At 39.1% G+C, this 16,284-nt stretch carries 17 protein-coding genes and 1 riboswitch; of the genes, 12 read left to right on the top strand and 5 right to left on the bottom strand.

The window, feature by feature from the left end; all coding sequences use genetic code 11:
* Positions 1 to 45 precede the first annotated feature (45 nt).
* Both exaC and FHR85_RS03980 read left to right on the top strand, forming a co-directional pair.
* Positions 46 to 1,566 carry an acetaldehyde dehydrogenase ExaC gene (gene exaC, locus FHR85_RS03985; protein ID WP_167261335.1) on the top strand — a complete coding sequence of 507 codons (1,521 nt, stop codon included), beginning with the start codon at positions 46 to 48 and terminating at the stop codon, positions 1,564 to 1,566.
* Positions 1,567 to 1,591: 25 nt separating this feature from the next.
* Complete coding sequence (locus FHR85_RS03980; RefSeq protein ID WP_167261333.1) at positions 1,592 to 1,948, top strand: DUF779 domain-containing protein; 357 nt, start codon at positions 1,592 to 1,594, stop codon at positions 1,946 to 1,948.
* A 190-nt stretch (positions 1,949 to 2,138) separates the two neighbouring features.
* Here the strand turns inward: FHR85_RS03980 and FHR85_RS03975 are convergent, their stop codons facing one another.
* Positions 2,139 to 3,107: a sugar phosphate isomerase/epimerase family protein gene (locus FHR85_RS03975; protein WP_167261331.1), complete on the bottom strand. Its 969-nt coding sequence runs from the start codon at positions 3,105 to 3,107 to the stop codon at positions 2,139 to 2,141.
* A 183-nt stretch (positions 3,108 to 3,290) separates the two neighbouring features.
* Between FHR85_RS03975 and FHR85_RS03970 the strand changes: the two genes are divergently transcribed.
* The 8 genes from FHR85_RS03970 to FHR85_RS03935 all read left to right on the top strand — a co-directional run bounded on the left by FHR85_RS03970 (position 3,291) and on the right by FHR85_RS03935 (position 12,283).
* Complete coding sequence (locus FHR85_RS03970; RefSeq protein ID WP_167261329.1) at positions 3,291 to 4,274, top strand: LacI family DNA-binding transcriptional regulator; 984 nt, start codon at positions 3,291 to 3,293, stop codon at positions 4,272 to 4,274.
* Between the two features lie 130 nt (positions 4,275 to 4,404).
* Positions 4,405 to 5,385: a substrate-binding domain-containing protein gene (locus FHR85_RS03965; protein WP_167261327.1), complete on the top strand. Its 981-nt coding sequence runs from the start codon at positions 4,405 to 4,407 to the stop codon at positions 5,383 to 5,385.
* 288 nt (positions 5,386 to 5,673) lie between these two features.
* Complete coding sequence (locus tag FHR85_RS03960) at positions 5,674 to 7,179, top strand: sugar ABC transporter ATP-binding protein (protein WP_167261325.1); 1,506 nt, start codon at positions 5,674 to 5,676, stop codon at positions 7,177 to 7,179.
* Positions 7,172 to 8,155, top strand: coding sequence for an ABC transporter permease (locus FHR85_RS03955; protein WP_243864146.1), 984 nt, complete (start codon positions 7,172 to 7,174; stop codon positions 8,153 to 8,155). The genes FHR85_RS03960 and FHR85_RS03955 overlap by 8 nt, the downstream gene beginning before the upstream one ends.
* Before the next feature lie 17 nt (positions 8,156 to 8,172).
* Positions 8,173 to 9,204 carry a Gfo/Idh/MocA family protein gene (locus FHR85_RS03950; RefSeq protein WP_167261321.1) on the top strand — a complete coding sequence of 344 codons (1,032 nt, stop codon included), beginning with the start codon at positions 8,173 to 8,175 and terminating at the stop codon, positions 9,202 to 9,204.
* 331 nt (positions 9,205 to 9,535) lie between these two features.
* A riboswitch (SAM riboswitch) is annotated at positions 9,536 to 9,650 on the top strand.
* Positions 9,651 to 9,756: 106 nt separating this feature from the next.
* On the top strand, positions 9,757 to 10,785 hold the full coding sequence (locus FHR85_RS03945; protein WP_167261535.1) for a methionine ABC transporter ATP-binding protein: 1,029 nt from the start codon (positions 9,757 to 9,759) through the stop codon (positions 10,783 to 10,785).
* The gene (locus FHR85_RS03940) at positions 10,775 to 11,437 is read left to right on the top strand and encodes a methionine ABC transporter permease (protein WP_167261319.1); all 663 of its coding nucleotides are present in this window, start codon (positions 10,775 to 10,777) and stop codon (positions 11,435 to 11,437) included. The genes FHR85_RS03945 and FHR85_RS03940 overlap by 11 nt, the downstream gene beginning before the upstream one ends.
* A 27-nt stretch (positions 11,438 to 11,464) precedes the next feature.
* Complete coding sequence (locus tag FHR85_RS03935) at positions 11,465 to 12,283, top strand: MetQ/NlpA family ABC transporter substrate-binding protein (protein ID WP_167261317.1); 819 nt, start codon at positions 11,465 to 11,467, stop codon at positions 12,281 to 12,283.
* A 590-nt stretch (positions 12,284 to 12,873) separates the two neighbouring features.
* Here FHR85_RS03935 and FHR85_RS03930 read toward each other — a convergent pair.
* Together FHR85_RS03930 and FHR85_RS03925 are read right to left on the bottom strand one after the other, a co-directional pair.
* A complete protein-coding gene (locus FHR85_RS03930) occupies positions 12,874 to 13,095 on the bottom strand; it encodes a helix-turn-helix domain-containing protein (protein ID WP_167261315.1) in 222 nt (73 codons plus the stop codon).
* Positions 13,096 to 13,105: 10 nt separating this feature from the next.
* On the bottom strand, positions 13,106 to 13,582 hold the full coding sequence (locus FHR85_RS03925) for a DUF2975 domain-containing protein (RefSeq protein ID WP_167261313.1): 477 nt from the start codon (positions 13,580 to 13,582) through the stop codon (positions 13,106 to 13,108).
* A gap of 362 nt (positions 13,583 to 13,944) precedes the next feature.
* On the opposite strand from FHR85_RS03925, the gene FHR85_RS03920 reads away from it, so the two are divergent.
* Together FHR85_RS03920 and FHR85_RS03915 are read left to right on the top strand one after the other, a co-directional pair.
* Complete coding sequence (locus FHR85_RS03920; protein WP_167261311.1) at positions 13,945 to 14,313, top strand: STAS/SEC14 domain-containing protein; 369 nt, start codon at positions 13,945 to 13,947, stop codon at positions 14,311 to 14,313.
* A 139-nt stretch (positions 14,314 to 14,452) separates the two neighbouring features.
* Entirely contained in the window at positions 14,453 to 15,160 is a 708-nt protein-coding gene (locus FHR85_RS03915) for a DsbA family oxidoreductase (RefSeq protein WP_167261309.1), read from the top strand.
* A 42-nt stretch (positions 15,161 to 15,202) separates the two neighbouring features.
* On the opposite strand, the gene FHR85_RS03910 is transcribed toward FHR85_RS03915, so the two are convergent.
* Together FHR85_RS03910 and FHR85_RS03905 are read right to left on the bottom strand one after the other, a co-directional pair.
* Positions 15,203 to 15,850, bottom strand: a complete 648-nt coding sequence (locus tag FHR85_RS03910) for a GDSL-type esterase/lipase family protein (RefSeq protein ID WP_167261307.1) — start codon at positions 15,848 to 15,850, stop codon at positions 15,203 to 15,205.
* A gap of 76 nt (positions 15,851 to 15,926) precedes the next feature.
* Entirely contained in the window at positions 15,927 to 16,280 is a 354-nt protein-coding gene (locus FHR85_RS03905; RefSeq protein WP_167261132.1) for a hypothetical protein, read from the bottom strand.
* Positions 16,281 to 16,284: the final 4 nt, after the last annotated feature.

Here is a 16,284-nt window from a genome sequence, read left to right as displayed (position 1 = left end):
GGACAACCATCGAGCGATCTTAAATGTTAAAGGGAGGAATAGGTTATGACGTATGCATTTCCGAATACGGATGGTGCAGTGATTCATTTCAAATCACGCTATGGAAATTTTATTGGTGGAGAATGGAAAGAACCGGTTAACGGACAATATTTTGAGAATGTGACGCCTGTTACAGGTAAGACTTTTTGTGAAATACCCGCTTCAACAAAAGAAGATGTTGAATTAGCCTTAGATGCAGCACATGCTGCAAAAGAGTCGTGGGGAAGCACGTCTGTAGCCGAACGAGCGAATACTCTCAACAAGATTGCCGATCGTATTGAAGAGAATTTAGAAATGTTAGCGGTAGCTGAAACTTGGGATAATGGAAAAGCAGTCAGAGAGACGCTTAACGCTGATCTACCTCTCGCAGTCGATCACTTCCGTTATTTCGCCGGAGCTATTCGTGCGCAAGAAGGCTCGATAGGCGAAATTAACGAAGATACCGTGGCTTACCATTTTCATGAGCCAATAGGTGTTGTTGGACAGATTATTCCGTGGAACTTCCCGATTTTAATGGCGACATGGAAGCTAGCGCCAGCCTTAGCAACAGGAAATTGTGTTGTGTTGAAGCCAGCAGAGCAGACTCCTGCATCGATTCTATTATTGATGGAGCTGATTGAAGATTTATTACCAGCTGGTGTATTAAACGTAGTGAACGGCTTTGGCCTTGATACTGGTAAACCGCTGGCATCGAGTGATCGTGTCGGAAAAGTTGCATTTACAGGGGAAACGACGACGGGTCGGATGATTATGCAATATGCGTCGCAAAATATTATTCCTGTCACATTAGAGCTCGGTGGTAAATCGCCGAATATCTTCTTTAAAGATGTAATGGATGAAGACGACGACTTTTTAGATAAAGCGATTGAAGGGTTAGTGATGTTCGCCTTAAACCAAGGGGAAGTCTGTACATGTCCATCGCGTGCGCTTATTCATGAAGATATTTATGATGAATTCATGGAACGAGCACTTAAGCGGGTGAAAGAGATCGCAACTGGCAACCCACTTGATCCGAATACAGCGATGGGTGCTCAGGCTTCAAGTGAGCAGATGGAGAAGATTCTGTCGTACTTAGACATTGGTAAACAAGAAGGTGCGGAATGCTTAGTTGGAGGCGGGCAGAACAAGAAAGACGGCGATTTTGCGGATGGTTATTATGTGGAACCAACTGTCTTTAAAGGCGATAATAGTATGCGTATTTTCCAAGAAGAAATCTTTGGTCCTGTGTTAGCGGTGACAACGTTTAAGACAGATGAGGAAGCACTAGAGATTGCTAATGATACGTTGTATGGCTTAGGGGCAGGTGTGTGGACGCGTAATATTAATACGGCTTATCGTTTTGGACGCGGCATTCAAGCAGGTCGTGTATGGACGAACTGTTATCATGATTATCCAGCGCACGCTGCGTTTGGTGGTTATAAGATGTCAGGTATTGGCCGTGAGAATCATAAGATGATGTTAGAGCATTATCAACAGACGAAGAACTTACTCGTCAGTTATACACCACAGAAGTTAGGATTCTTCTAAAATTGAGCAGAAAGGGGGTATAACGATGGTCGAACGTGTCACAGCGACAGATGCTGCGCTTGATTTGATTGAAAGTATTAAAGCCGAGCACGGGGATGTGATGTTTCATCAGTCAGGCGGATGTTGTGATGGCAGTTCACCGATGTGCTACCCTGATGGTGACCTCATGATTGGGGATCAAGATGTCTATTTAGGCGAAATCGGTGATGCACCATTTTATATGCATAAAAGCCAATATGATTATTGGAAGCATACACAGCTCATTATCGATGTCGTCGATGGACGTGGCGGTATGTTTTCGCTCGAAGGCCGCCATGGAAAACGCTTCTTGACGAGGTCACGCGCATTTACCGATGAAGAATACCAAATGCTTAAAACATGAAAAAACGCCGATGACTGATATCAAACCAGTCATCGGCGTTTTTACTGCCTTTTGATAGATTGTTAAACAATCTCCCGATATTGTTTAACAATTCAATTCAATTGTTTAATTATCTTCCGAAAGTGTTAAATAATTGGTTCAGATTGTTAGACAATGTCTAGACATTGTCTAACAATCTGATTGGCTAAGGCTAAGCCCACCACATTTCCCCGATGGATTCTTTAACCATTAGAGGTTGAAGGGTATCAACAGCTTTAGCAAAACCTTCATCAATCGACATCAAGCCGTCTTCGTGTTCAATGCTCACAACATAATCGTAATCCATCAGGCGAAGCATGCTGATCATGTCTGCCCATGTTTTAGCATCGTGACCGAAGCCAACTGTTCGGAAGTACCAGGCGCGGTCCTTCATTTGCGAATAATCAGTCATGTCGGTTAAGCCATTACGGTTCATATTGCCTTGATCAATAATCGTGTCTTTTGCATGGAAATGGTGAATCGCATTCTCGCGACCTAAAATTTTAATCGATTCAACGGGATCAATGCCTTGCCACCACATGTGAGAAGGGTCTAAGTTGGCACCAATGGCTGGACCACATGCGTCACGTAATTTCAGCATATTATGTGGCGTATGTACTGAGAAACCGCCATGTAATTCTAGACCAATTTTGACACCGTAAGATTCAGCTAAATCATTTTTCTCTTTCCAATAAGGGATTAATTTCTCTTCCCATTGCCATTTTAAAACCTCTTGGAAGTCGTGTGGCCAAGGGGACACAGGCCAATTTGGATATAAAGCTCCTTCATGGTCACCTGGGCACCCTGAAAACGTATTGACGACAGGTACGTCAAGTTTAGCCGCTAATTTAATGGTTTTCGTTAATAGCTCATCATTCGGTTCTGATACTTGCTTTTGTGGATGCAAGGGGTTCCCATGACAACTCAAAGCACTAATCGTTAAATTATATTGATCGACTTTAGCTCTAAATGATTGTAGCGCATCATCACTCTCAAGTAGCTCATCAATAGGACAGTGGGCATCTCCTGGAAACCCGCCAGTCCCTAACTCAACAGCATCTAACCCTCGATCAGACACATACTTTAACATGTCATCTAGCTCTAAATGCGACAATAAGACAGTAAACACACCTAATTTCATATAAAAACCTCCTAAAATTATTTTCAGAAAATACAAACATGTAATCCTTTACATTATCAACATAAAGAAAAATTCATGAATAATCAATAGTTTAAAAAGAATTTTGAAAAATAGTTGACAGAAAATTACGGTTATTATAGCATATTAATTGAAAACGATTACACAGATGGAGTAGTTAAAAACATGGCAAACATCAATGAAGTAGCAAAAAAAGCTGGCGTGTCTGTCGCGACGGTATCAAGAGTGCTCAATAGTCCTAATGTGGTCACTCCGAAAACGAAAGCGAAAGTCGAAGATGCCATAAATAAATTAAATTATGAACCGAGCATGTTAGGGAGGAATTTAAGAAATTCCGAAAGTCGATTATTGCTCGTATTAGTTCCATCGATTTCGAACCCTTTCTACATTGATATTATTAAAGGGATCGAACAATCCGCATTAGATCAAAATTATAATATTTTATTATGCGAAACGGATTCTAATCCAGAACGTGAAGAGATTTATTTTGATTTAGTCCGTAAAAAGATGGCAGATGGCATTATATCGATGGACCCAGCGGTTAACATTGACACGTTAAAAGAACTTTCTAAGCAGTATGCCATCATACAATGCAGTGAATATTCGGAGGAAAGCGATATTCCGTATGTCACGATTGATAACGAGGAAGCAGCTTATCGAGCGGTTAAACATTTAATCAAATTAGGTCATCAAGAGGTTGCGTTGTTTAATTCGAATGAAAAATATCTTTATGCTAGAGAGCGTAAACAAGGCTATATGCGAGCTCTTCAAGAATATGGACTACCAATTCATGATGAATTTATCATCATGACGGATCAATTAAATTTCGATAGTGGAATTGAAGCAACGAAAAGGATTATGAACTTAAAAGATCGGCCAACTGCTATATTTTCAGTATCGGATTTGCTTGCAGTTGGCGCATTAAAGGAAATGAATCGTACCGGGGTTAAAGTGCCAGAAGAAATGGCGATTATCGGCTTTGATAATATTGAGTTCTCAAACATGACTTATCCAACGCTAACCACGATTGCGCAGCCGATGTATCAATTAGGGACAGTTGCGGCTAATATGTTAATTGAAAAAGTTAATGGCGGAGAAGTTTCTAATACAATCTTAAATCACGAATTATTAATACGAGAATCAACTTGATTAAAACTTGAGGTTAATGCTCTGTTATTAACAGCATAGACTTAATAACAGAGCATTGCTCTTAAGTGTAAATGAAATCGATTACATTTGAGACTTTGAAATTTTAAATCATTCTAAGGGGGATTAAGCTTTGAAGAAACTGTTGTCGTTTTTGATGGTGTTGGTTGTCATTAGTGTTTTAACTGCCTGTGGTAGTGAGTCTGAAGGAGAAGGATCTGGATCTGATTCAGGTGGTGATGAAGATACGTATACAATCGGTATCTCACTTCCTTCTGCAACGCACGGTTGGATGGGTGCATTAATTGATAATGCCGAAACAAAAGCACAAGAAATTCAGGAAAACCAGAACGTTGAGTATGTGATGACGAATGCTGAGGATCCAAACCAACAAGCGAATGATGTGGATGACTTAATTTCACAAGATGTTGACGCTATTGTGATGTTACCAATTGAATCGGCCGCGTTGTCTCCGGTTGGTCAAAAAATAAAAGATGAAGGTATTCCATTAGTCATTGTAGACCGCGAATTAGAGAATGACGCAGCTGATGTTGTTGTTAAGGGTGATAATGAAGGTATTGGTGAAAACGCAGGTGAATATTTCACGAATCAACTTGATGAAGGTAGTAAAGTTGTTGAAATCACAGGACCACCAAGTTCCGTAACAGAACAACGTGGTGCTGGTTTTGATGAAGCAATGCAAGCAGCAGATGGCATTGAAGTGGTAGCATCACAGAGTGGTGATTTCTCCACTGAAACTTCTCTATCCGTTATGCAAAATATTTTGCAAGCCGAAGAACAAATTGATGCTGTTTTCACGCAAGATGATGGTATGGCATTAGGCGTTGTGCAAGCTATTAAAGAAGCAGAGCGTGATGATATCCAATTCGTAACAGGCGCTGGTGGGTCTAAAGAAGTTTTTGAAAGTATTCAAGATGGTGGCTTAATTTCAGCGACATTCTTGTATTCGCCAACGATGGTTGAAGATGGGGTTGAGATCGCATCACAGCTAGCGCAAGGAGAAGAACCTGAAGAGGATATGGTCATTAAAGAAGCAACGAAGATCACTGAAGAAAATGTAGGCGAATTCTACGATCCTGATTCGAAATTTTAGGTTAGTAAAGAAGGATGCAATGGCTCATGAAGCCATTGTATCTCTTCTTTTTTCTAAAAAGCTCTGTTAAAGTTCGGCGGCGATTTTCAAATGACATAGCACAAAGTTGTTGAATTGTGAGAAGCGAAGGTGGCGACTCCAGTGGGAACAGCACGTGTCTCGAGACCCCGCAGGCCATGCTTTTTGGTCGAGGAGGCTCGAGCCGTGCCCACGGAAAGCGTCCACCGAGAGCGGATCACAATATCAACAACGGACTTTAACAAGGCTCTCTAAAAAGAGGTGACTAAAATGGCTTTATTGGAAATGCAAAATATTAATAAATCATTTAATCAAGTGCCCGTTTTACATGATGTCCATTTAGAAGTAGATCAAGGTGAAATCCACGCTCTTTTAGGTGAAAATGGTGCTGGTAAGTCAACCTTAATGAACATTTTAGGCGGCATTCATCAACCCGACTCGGGCACGATTAAAGTGAATGGTCAATCTGTTCAAATGACAACACCTAAAGTTTCACAGCACCATGGCATTAGTTTTATTCACCAAGAACTGAATCTCGTCTCGGATTTAAAAGTTTACGAGAATATGTTCTTAGGCCAGGAGTTGCGAAAACCCTATGGATTTCTCGATGTAAAAGAAATGTGCCGACAGACAGAAGAAATTCTAACGAAGCTAGGCGTCCATATCGACCCACAGGCTGAGGTACGAGACTTAGGGACATCTTATAAACAAATGATTGAAATTTCACGTGCCTTGTTACATAAATCAAACATTATCATTATGGATGAGCCCACGACAGCTCTGTCAGATAGTGAAGTGGAGCGATTGTTTGAACTCATGCGTCAATTGAAACAGGACGGAATATCAATCATCTATATCTCTCACAAACTGAAGGAAGTTAAATCAATTTGTGATCGTATGACGGTTCTTCGCGATGGTTACGTTGTTCACACAGGACCATTAGAAGGACAGTCGTTAGATCAAATAACAACCTATATGGTAGGTAAATCAGTTTCAGAAGATCGGCTAGTCAGTCATGCTCACACAGATGAAGTTGTTTTATCGGTCGATCACTTAACCTTAGAAGGCTTTTATCATGACGTTAGTTTTCGAATTAAACGTGGTGAAATTGTTGGCTTTACAGGATTAGCTGGGGATGGACGTACAGAACTGTTTGAAAGTTTATTTGGCTACCGACAGAATTTTCAAGGTGATGTACAGATTAACGGGCAATCTGTACATTTGAATCACCCTAAAAAAGCAGTTCGTGCTGGACTTGGTTATGTTCCGAAAGACCGAAAAGAAAATGCGATTATTCAAGACATGGATGTGGTGCAGAATATGAGCATTTCTTCTTTAGGTCATTTTGAAAAGAATGGATTTATTAATCATAAGATCGAGCATAAAACATTCATGAATTATAAAGATCAACTTAATATCAAAGCGAATAATCCTAAGGAAAATATTGATAAGCTAAGCGGTGGTAATCAACAAAAAGTAATGATTGCCAGGTGGCTTGAGCTTAATACAGATATTATTATTTTCGATAATCCAACACAAGGGATTGATGTTGGGGCTAAACAAGAAATCTATCAACATATTATTCAATTAGCTGAGCAAGGGAAAGCGGTCATTATATTGTCATCTGAAGCACCGGAAATGATGAAAGTATGTCACCACGTGTATGTCATGTATCAAGGTGAGATCGTCGGTTCATTTGATGGGTCGGAAGCAACTGAGGACAATATATTGAGTTATGCTACGGGCTCTAAGAAGGAGGCTGTTTCAGTTGGGTGAACCAAAAATAAATGATCAACATATAGAAGAATCGCAACCTAATCGTTTTAAACGTTTTATGAAGTGGTTGTGGACGGATTACAGTGTCATTATTGCTTTTTTAATCATGTTCGTGGTTGCTGCGTTTATGAGTCCGAGATTCTTGGAACTTGGTAATCTACTAAACATTGTGATGCAAGTGTCGATTATCGGGATCATTGCTTTAGGGATGACGGTCATCATGCTGTCTGGAGGTCTTGATTTATCCGTTGGTTCTGTTTTGGCTTTAGTCGGTGTCTTAACGATTATGGCTTTGAATGCGACGGGAAGTATTACGATGGCGTTATTAGCTGCCCTACTTGCTGGTCCTATGGTCGGCTTGTTAAATGGACTTATGATTGCAAAAGGACGTATTGCCTCGTTCATTGCCACGCTCGGAATGATGGCTGGGGCCCGTTCCATTGCACTTTATTTAGCTGACGGGGGCAGTATGTCAGGCGAAGTTATGGCATTTGCCAATATTTCGAATAGTGATTTAGGAATGATTGATGTTCCCATCATTATTTTCATCGTGATGACGGCGTTAGTTTATATCTTAATGCATAAAACTCGATTTGGTCGTTATGTGTATGCGATTGGTAGTAATGAAAAATCGGCGCGTTTATCAGCGATCAATGTTGAGAAAATGAAACTGGCAATCTATAGCTTAGGTGGTCTGATGGTAAGTGTGGCTGCGATTATTGAAACATCGCGATTAAACTCGATTTCATCTTCTAGTTCAGGTCAACTGTATGAACTTGATGCCATCGCCGCGGTTATTATTGGTGGTACACGTATGACAGGTGGTCGCGGGAAAGTGATTGGTACGTTCTTTGGTGTGTTAATCTTAGGTATTCTTAATAACATGATGAACTTAATGAATGTGTCGCCTCACTTACAAGGATTTGTCAAAGGGTTAATCATTATTATTGCTGTTGTATTCCAAAAACGTGAATAGAGAGGGAGTGACTAACTATGAAAGTAGGCATTATTGGATGTGGATCAATTACGAAGTTCCGTCATGCTCCGGAGTACTATGAGAATCCATATGTAACCAACATCGTGTTTTATGATCGTAACCCAGAACGATCAGAAGCTTTAGCTGAGTTGTTTGATGGGCAAGTGGCAAACTCTGTAGAAGATTTATTCGAAGATGAATCCATCGTTGCGATTAGTGATTGTTCCTCGAATGACTCTCATCATGTGTTTTCGACACAAGCTCTATTGAGTGGTAAACATGTGCTGACTGAAAAACCGATCGCATTATCTGTAGAAGAAGCGGAAAAAATTATTGATGCGCAAAAACAGTCGGGTAAATTGCTAATGGTTGATCATAATCAACGTTTCACACGCGCTCATCAAAAGGCGAAAGAATTGATAGCGAGTGGTGAGTTAGGTAGTGTGTTAACGTTTAAGACGAATTTTGGCCATGGTGGACCGGAAAGTTGGGGCGTGAATAAGAGTAATTCAACTTGGTTTTTCAAAAAGGACCGTTCAGGCTATGGTGTGGTTGCGGATTTAGGGATTCATAAATTGGACTTAATGCATTATTTACTTGACGATCAAATCACTCAAGTAAGCGCTTTTCAAGGAGCTTTAGATAAAATCGATGAAAACGGTGAGCCAATCGAGGTGCCAGATAATATTGTTTGTAATTTGCGTACCGCTGGTGGACGTTTAGGTACAGCTTCGTTCTCATGGACATATTATGGTGAGGAAGATAATAGTTCCACACTATATGGTGAAAAAGGTATTATGAAAATCTATCATGATGATGAGCATCAATTAGAGGTGCTGACTCATGATGGTGAGCGTGTACGCTACGAATTAGAAGCGATTCAAACAAATGATAACCAGACGAACACAGGTGTGATTGATTCATTTGTCGATAGCATTCGTGGTGAAGAGGATTTAGTTGTCACAGGTCAGGATGCGCTCGACTCTTTGAAAGTGGTCGTGTCACTGATTGAATCGGCAAAATCAGGTTACGTGAAGGATGTCTTTTAATTTTTGAAATAAGTCCGGTCAATTATTTGATTAATAAATGAAGTTATCTCAAAAGTTATAGAGATTATTTAATAAATGAGAAGGGCGCGACTAGAAAATAGTTCGCGCTCTTTTTTATTGGTGTTTTTGAAGAATTGAGATCAATGCATGTATTGATCTCAATTCTTCGGTTAGTAATTTCAAAAAAACCCGAATTTATTTAAAAAGTTCGGGTATTTTGAAATAAGTCAGAACAAGATGAAAAAATTTTCAAAACTTAATTGACAATTGAATCGCGTGTTTGTATGATTGTGATTATCATTTAAAACTAAATAAATTAATCATATTAGTCTTCTTATCTAGAGAGGCGGAGGGACTGGCCCTACGAAACCTCGGCAGCGGATCTGTTAAACGTGCAGATACTGTGCCAATTCCAGCGAATACGACATGTATTTGATAGATGAGAAGAGAAGGCTCGGCTATTAATGTATGTCATAATAAACGAACCCCTCTCTTCTTATCTGTCTTCAGATAAGAAGAGAGGGGTTTTTTGTGATGGAAGGAGTTTTGGCCATGATTGAATTTAATAATGTCTCAAAAGTTTATGAACATGAAGGGCAACATTTAACAGCTGTTAAAGAGGCTAATCTTCAGGTCGAACGTGGTGAAATTTTTGGTGTGATTGGCTTTAGTGGGGCTGGAAAGAGTACCCTCGTAAGACTGGCTAATCAGTTAGAAAAGCCGACGTCTGGTGAAGTGTTAGTCGATGGGTATGACATGACTAATTTATCAGCTAAGGATTTGCGTAGCGTGCGCCGCCAAATTAGTATGATCTTTCAACATTTTAACTTGCTAGAATCAAAGACAGTTTATCATAATGTGGCATTTCCACTCATATTAGCGGGAGAATCCAAATCGACGATTAAGGAACGTGTTGAAGAAATATTAGATTTTGTTGGTTTAAAAGATCGTGCTAATTACTACGCAGATCAGCTTTCAGGTGGTCAAAAACAGCGGATAGGAATTGCCAGGGCTCTGGCGACATCGCCGAATATTTTACTTTGTGATGAAGCGACTTCTGCATTGGACCCTGAAACGACGCAGTCTATATTAGCCCTACTGAAGCGTATTCGTGATGAGTATAATATGACTATTTTAATGATCACGCATGAAATGGATGTCATAAAAGACATATGTGACCGTGTTGCCGTAATGGAAGATGGTGAAATTATTGAACAAGGTGCCATTTTTGACTTATTTACCAACCCGAAACATCCGACAACAAGAAAATTCGTTGAAAGTGTTATGAAGGCAGATATTCCGAACTCAATATTGACTGATATCGAAACTCATAATGATTCACGACATATTTACCGCGTAACATTCCTCCGTAGTCGAGCGGGTGAACCGGTATTATCGCGTGTAGCCAAGAAGTTTAATGTTGAAGTGAATATTTTGTACGGACAAATTTTAGAAATTCAAGACACGCCGTTTGGGAACTTGATTGTGGAGTTGCAAGGTGATGATGATGAGGTGTTGAAGTCACTTAACTACATAAAGGAAACCGTGTCTGTAGAGAGGGTGTTAGTTGATGCAAGTTAATTTGCTAGAGTTTTGGCCAATGATTTTAGAAGCGACGCAGGAAACGTTGATTATGGTGTTGATATCACTCGTGCTCGCAACATTAATTGGGTTACCACTTGGGATTGCTTTGGTTGTAACACGTGAAGATGGACTGATGGAAAATCGTTTTGCTTTCAAAATGATTAATGCAGTGGTTAATACCTTTCGCTCAATTCCATTTATTATTTTACTCGTTGCGATACTGCCATTTACACGATTAATCATTGGTACAACGATCGGAACAGGAGCGGCAATCGTGCCACTTGTATTATTTTCTGGACCTTATATCGCTCGATTAGTTGAAAGTAGCCTGCTCGATGTGAATCAAGGGGTTATTGAAGCGGCTCAATCAATGGGAGCGACGAATTGGCAAATCATCTATCGTGTTTTTATACCGGAGTCATTAAGTACGATTGTTCTGAACTTAACCATTGCTTCAATTGGTTTGGTAGGGGCCTCGGCAATGGCAGGTTTCGTTGGAGGTGGCGGTCTTGGTGATCTAGCCATTTCTTACGGTTATCAACGATTCGAAACAGATATTATGATCGCGACTGTCGTACTGCTGGTCGTGATTGTGCAAGTGTTCCAAGCAATAGGCAATCGTTTATCTAAGCGATTGAAACGTTTATAAATTTAAAAATAGAGAGGGAGTTTCAAAATGAGTAAAAACATTAAAATAACATTAGGTGTATTATTGATTACGATTATTTTAGCAGGATGTGGGTCTGAAGATGAAACAATCAAGGTAGGCTTAAACGGTTCTGGAGTCCCTTTATGGGAAGAAATAGCTGAGATTGTCGAGGAAGAAGAAGGTGTCGAAGTTGAGCTTGTTGAGTTCTCCGATTATGTTAGACCGAATCAGGCGTTAGCGAATGGTGATATCGATATTAATGCTTTTCAGACGGTATCATATTTTGATGAATTTATTAAAGAACATGATTTAGACTTAGAGCCTGTTGCGACAACTTACATAGCTCCTATGGGAATCTATTCGGAGAAACATGAATCAGTTGAGGATATTCCAGAAGGTGGTACAGTTGCCTTACCGAAAGAAGAAACCAATATGGGGCGTGCGTTATTGTTACTTGAAGAAGCTGGGGTGATCGCGCTTGAAGAAGGTTTTAATGGTTATGGTGACCTAGATAAAGTGGTCGAGAACCCTAAAAATATTGAATTTGAGCCGATCGTTGCTGCACAGACACCTCGAGTCCTGCCCGATGTTGATGTGTCATTAATTAATAACGGTGTAGCGCGTGAAGCCGGTTTTCAACCGAATGAAGACTCGATTTTTATAGAAGGTGATACGGCAACACCATATATTAATATTATTGCGGCACGTGAAGATAATGCTGATCGTGAAATTATTCAGCGAATTGGAGAAATTCATCAACAAGAACGCGTTCATGAATTAGTTGTAGATTTGTATGACAATGCATTGATTCCAGTTTCAGCTAGTTTAGAGGAAATTGGTTGGTAATAAGGTAGAGGCTGAGACAAAAGTTAATATTGCAAAATAAAACCCTAACGATTTAATTGAAAAAATTAAATCGTTAGGGTTTTATGCTATGATGACGCCCCATCAAAATACTTCGCTTGGTTCTATGTGACATAAGCTCAACATCGGCTATGCTGAAGCAATCGCCGTGTTTCCTTTACCGGGGCACGGTTCGAGCCAGGCAACTCCATCGAATCACCAGTAATTTCGAAGAGGTATTCTTTGTTCGTCATTAGTTCAAGTGTAATTTCTTTCAAGGGTATTCTAATTTCCTCATTACATATTAACACAAATTCAAATGTTGCTTCTCCTTTTAAGTCAAAGACTTCTTGATCAATATAGTCTTTTCTAAGTGTGTCTTCTTTTTGTATTTTTGAACCATCAGCATTACTTATACCGTCTGTAATTTTATCAATGCTGATTTCTATTAACTAAAATCATGCTATTCTTATTTGGTTCCATAGAATTATCCGTACAAGCCGATAAAAACATAACTACCAAAAATGAAATTGATAAAAGTAACGATTTCTTCATAAATTCTCAACCCCTTATCAAATTAATAATTTGATAATTTATTCTTGGGTATCATTATCACTTTGATATTCAAGAATATCCCCAGGCTGACAATCCAAAACCTTACAAATAGTATCTAAAGTTGATAATCGAATCGCTTTTGCTTTTCCATTTTTCAAAATAGAAATATTAGCCATAGTGATTCCAACTTTTTCAGATAGTTCTGTTACACTCATTTTTCTTTTTGCTAACATCACATCAATATTAATTTTAATTGCCATATTTTTCACCTCAAACCGTTAAATCATTTTCTGATTTTATTTCTATGGCATTTTTAAACAACTTTTGAAGAACGGCAGAAAAAACTGCAATCACAAATGAAGCAAAGATAATTGTAAATCCTGCAAGTGCTATTCCAGGGTGTAAGGAATTTTGTGATATAAGAAAAATACTACCTATTACATATAAAATGCTAATGGCATTCGCACAGTATATTATATTCTTTAAAGCATTTACTGAAAACTTCGAGAAAGCATTGTTTTTATCAATGTTGTTTAAAAGTCTTAAAGTCTGATATAAAGCAAAGAAAAACGGTATTGCAGTTACATACAAACCAATTAATACAGGATATTGCAAATAAGCATACTCTGGATACATATCTGCGGTATAATTTGCTAACCAAGGTAACAAAAATATACACAAAGCAAGTACCGTAATCCCAATAAGAAAAACAACTACCTTTAAAAAGAGCGTTGATCCCCGTTTCATTAAAAAGCACCCCACTTATTTATCGTTATTATTACCCTAATACACATTTTATTGTTTTGCAATAAATTATTATTAATAATTAATAGATTATTGTTGTTTTACCAATGTATTTTTAAAAAAACACATCTCTTTTTAGACAGAGATGCTTCGATAAATATTCAGGGGGTGTTTATCAAATTTCACCATCCAATAATTCGATTTAAGCATCCATTGTTTTCAAACTCTAAAAAAGTAATTCCACTATATATTCCGAAAACCCTTAACAAATAAGAAAAAAGAACTAAAAATATCAGGAAAAAGGTTTTAAAAAGTTTGAAGGGGGTATAGATTATACATAAATTATACGAAGGTGAGTGGTCAAAATGTACCAGGTAGATGTGATAGACCGAAAAAAGGGTATTATCAAAATTGAATGGATAGGAAATGTTTCAGTGGAAGATATTCAAAAAGCTAATACTGACATTGAACAGGCGGTTAAACAATTAAACCCAGATCAATTCGATGTCATGGTTAATATGAGAGGTGTTAAGGTTTTCGTACAAGACGCTCAAAAAGAGTTAGTTAAGCACCAGCAATGGTTATTAGACATTGGGATGAATCGAGCGGCTGTTATTGTAGAGGGAAGTATAGCCAAGATGCAGTTAAATCGTACTGCAAAGGAATCCAACCATAATAATGAATTTCATTTTGAATCAGACGATGATGCCCTGTCATTCTTGCAAGCGAATTAAACTATACAAACATAATACAAAACCACGAGCGTCGACTGAATAGGTCGCGCTCTTTTTTGTGTGAAATCAAATCAGTTGATTTCACAAGCCTCTATCCTTAATAATAAGGGGTGAATCGATGTCAGAGGAGGCATGTTTTATGAAGGTAGATATTTGGTCGGACGTGGTTTGTCCGTTCTGTTATATAGGAAAGCGCCGATTCGAGCAAGCGCTAGAGCAATTTGAAAATCAAGATGACGTGTCAGTTGCATTTAAGAGTTTCCAATTAGATCCAAACGCTAAACCAGGTCAGTACCAAGATATTCATGAAATGTTAGCGACGAAGTATGATGTTCCGTATGAACAAGGTCGTGAAATGAATCAACAAATGGCTCAACAAGCACAAGAGGTTGGACTAACATTTAATATGGATCAGATTATTCCAACGAATACGTTGAACGCGCAGCGCTTGATTCAGTTTGCGAAACAAGAAGGTAAAGGCAACGCCCTCAATGATTCACTCATGCAGGCGTATTTTACAGAGGGTTTAGATATGAATGATGAAGAAGTTTTAGCCGATCGCGCTGAATTAGTTGGTTTAGACCGTGAAGAAGCGCTGAATGCCTTACAATCAGGTGCTTATCGCTCTAATGTAAACCGAGATATTCAAGAAGCAGGCGATATTGGGGTTCAAGGTGTTCCTTTCTTCGTTTTCAATGAAAAATATGCCGTAAGCGGCGCTCAACCTGTGGAGACATTTGTCGAAGTACTTGAAAAAGTATATGAAGAAGAAAAACAAGAACCGAAACTTCAAATGATGCACACACCATCGAAAACCGAATATTGTGATGACGACAATTGTCAGTAAATATTGTGAAGGCCCGAGTTCATCGGGTCTTTTTTAATATGTTTAAAGTTGCAAATAACTCAAAGGTTCATACCCTGTTTCATTTATTTTTTTAGCAATTAATTGATAACCTTTGCGGTTAGGGTGTACCCCACCAAAAGACAGTACGCGGCGGCCCCTAATCGAAAAGGGCGTTAAAACGTCAACATAGCGAACGAGTGGTGATTCCATCGATTGTAAGATAGCATTAAATCGATTGATCCAAAAGGCGCTATAAGGTAAGTGGGGAAACGGGTTGTATAACCCAATTATCCGAATGAAATAAGGTGAAGGGTGATAATATTTAATGAAGTGAAGCGTCCAAATGATTTCAATCAAATTTTTATAAAAAGTTTCTTCTGCCCGCTCAAAAATAACGGGATTAAACGTATTTAAAAAATGATCGTGAGCCTCTAGTAAATCGTTACTACCAATCGTGATCGTAATGATATTAGCTGGAGCTAATCGTTTATGGATAGCGGGATCATGTAACATGTATTTTAATTCGCAACTCATCATGCCACGACGTGCAAACACCTCTGTTCGAACAGGCTGTTTCAGCACATTGGTGATGGCATTACTATATGAATGAATAAAACCGCGATGAAAAAACGCTCCAGTCCCGAGTGTTAATGAATCGCCTAATGGTCGGTAATAAATAGTCCCTTCCAAATTAAAAACCACCCTTCGTATCGCCTTATTACATAAGATGCAAGTAAAGGCGAATACGTATGGGTGGTTGTGAAGATTAGTAGAAGAAAGGGAAGAAAATTCGATTCAAGAAGCGGAACGGAAAGCGATGACGTCTAAATCGTCTAAACCGTCTCGGATAACGGCGTGGTCCGCCATATCCTTGACCGTATCCTTGACCGTATCCTTGGCCGTATCCAGGACCGCCGTAGCCTTGCCCGTAACCACCATTAAATCGCTCTTGTTCCATATCGCCCCATGGCATGATTAAGACGACACTTTGATCATCCACTTCATCAACAATGCCGTCGAACAATTGACCATCCTGTGTTTCAAGATGAACAAAATGCATCTGATGTTGGCTGCAAAGGTTGTGAAGCTCTTCTTCATTTGATTTCATGTATGGGTTCATGTAA

The organism is Alkalibacillus almallahensis (assembly GCF_011761495.1).
In the GTDB taxonomy this organism is placed as follows: Bacteria; Bacillota; Bacilli; order Bacillales; family Alkalibacillaceae; genus Alkalibacillus; species Alkalibacillus almallahensis.
This window is presented reverse-complemented; position numbering and strand designations above follow the sequence as displayed.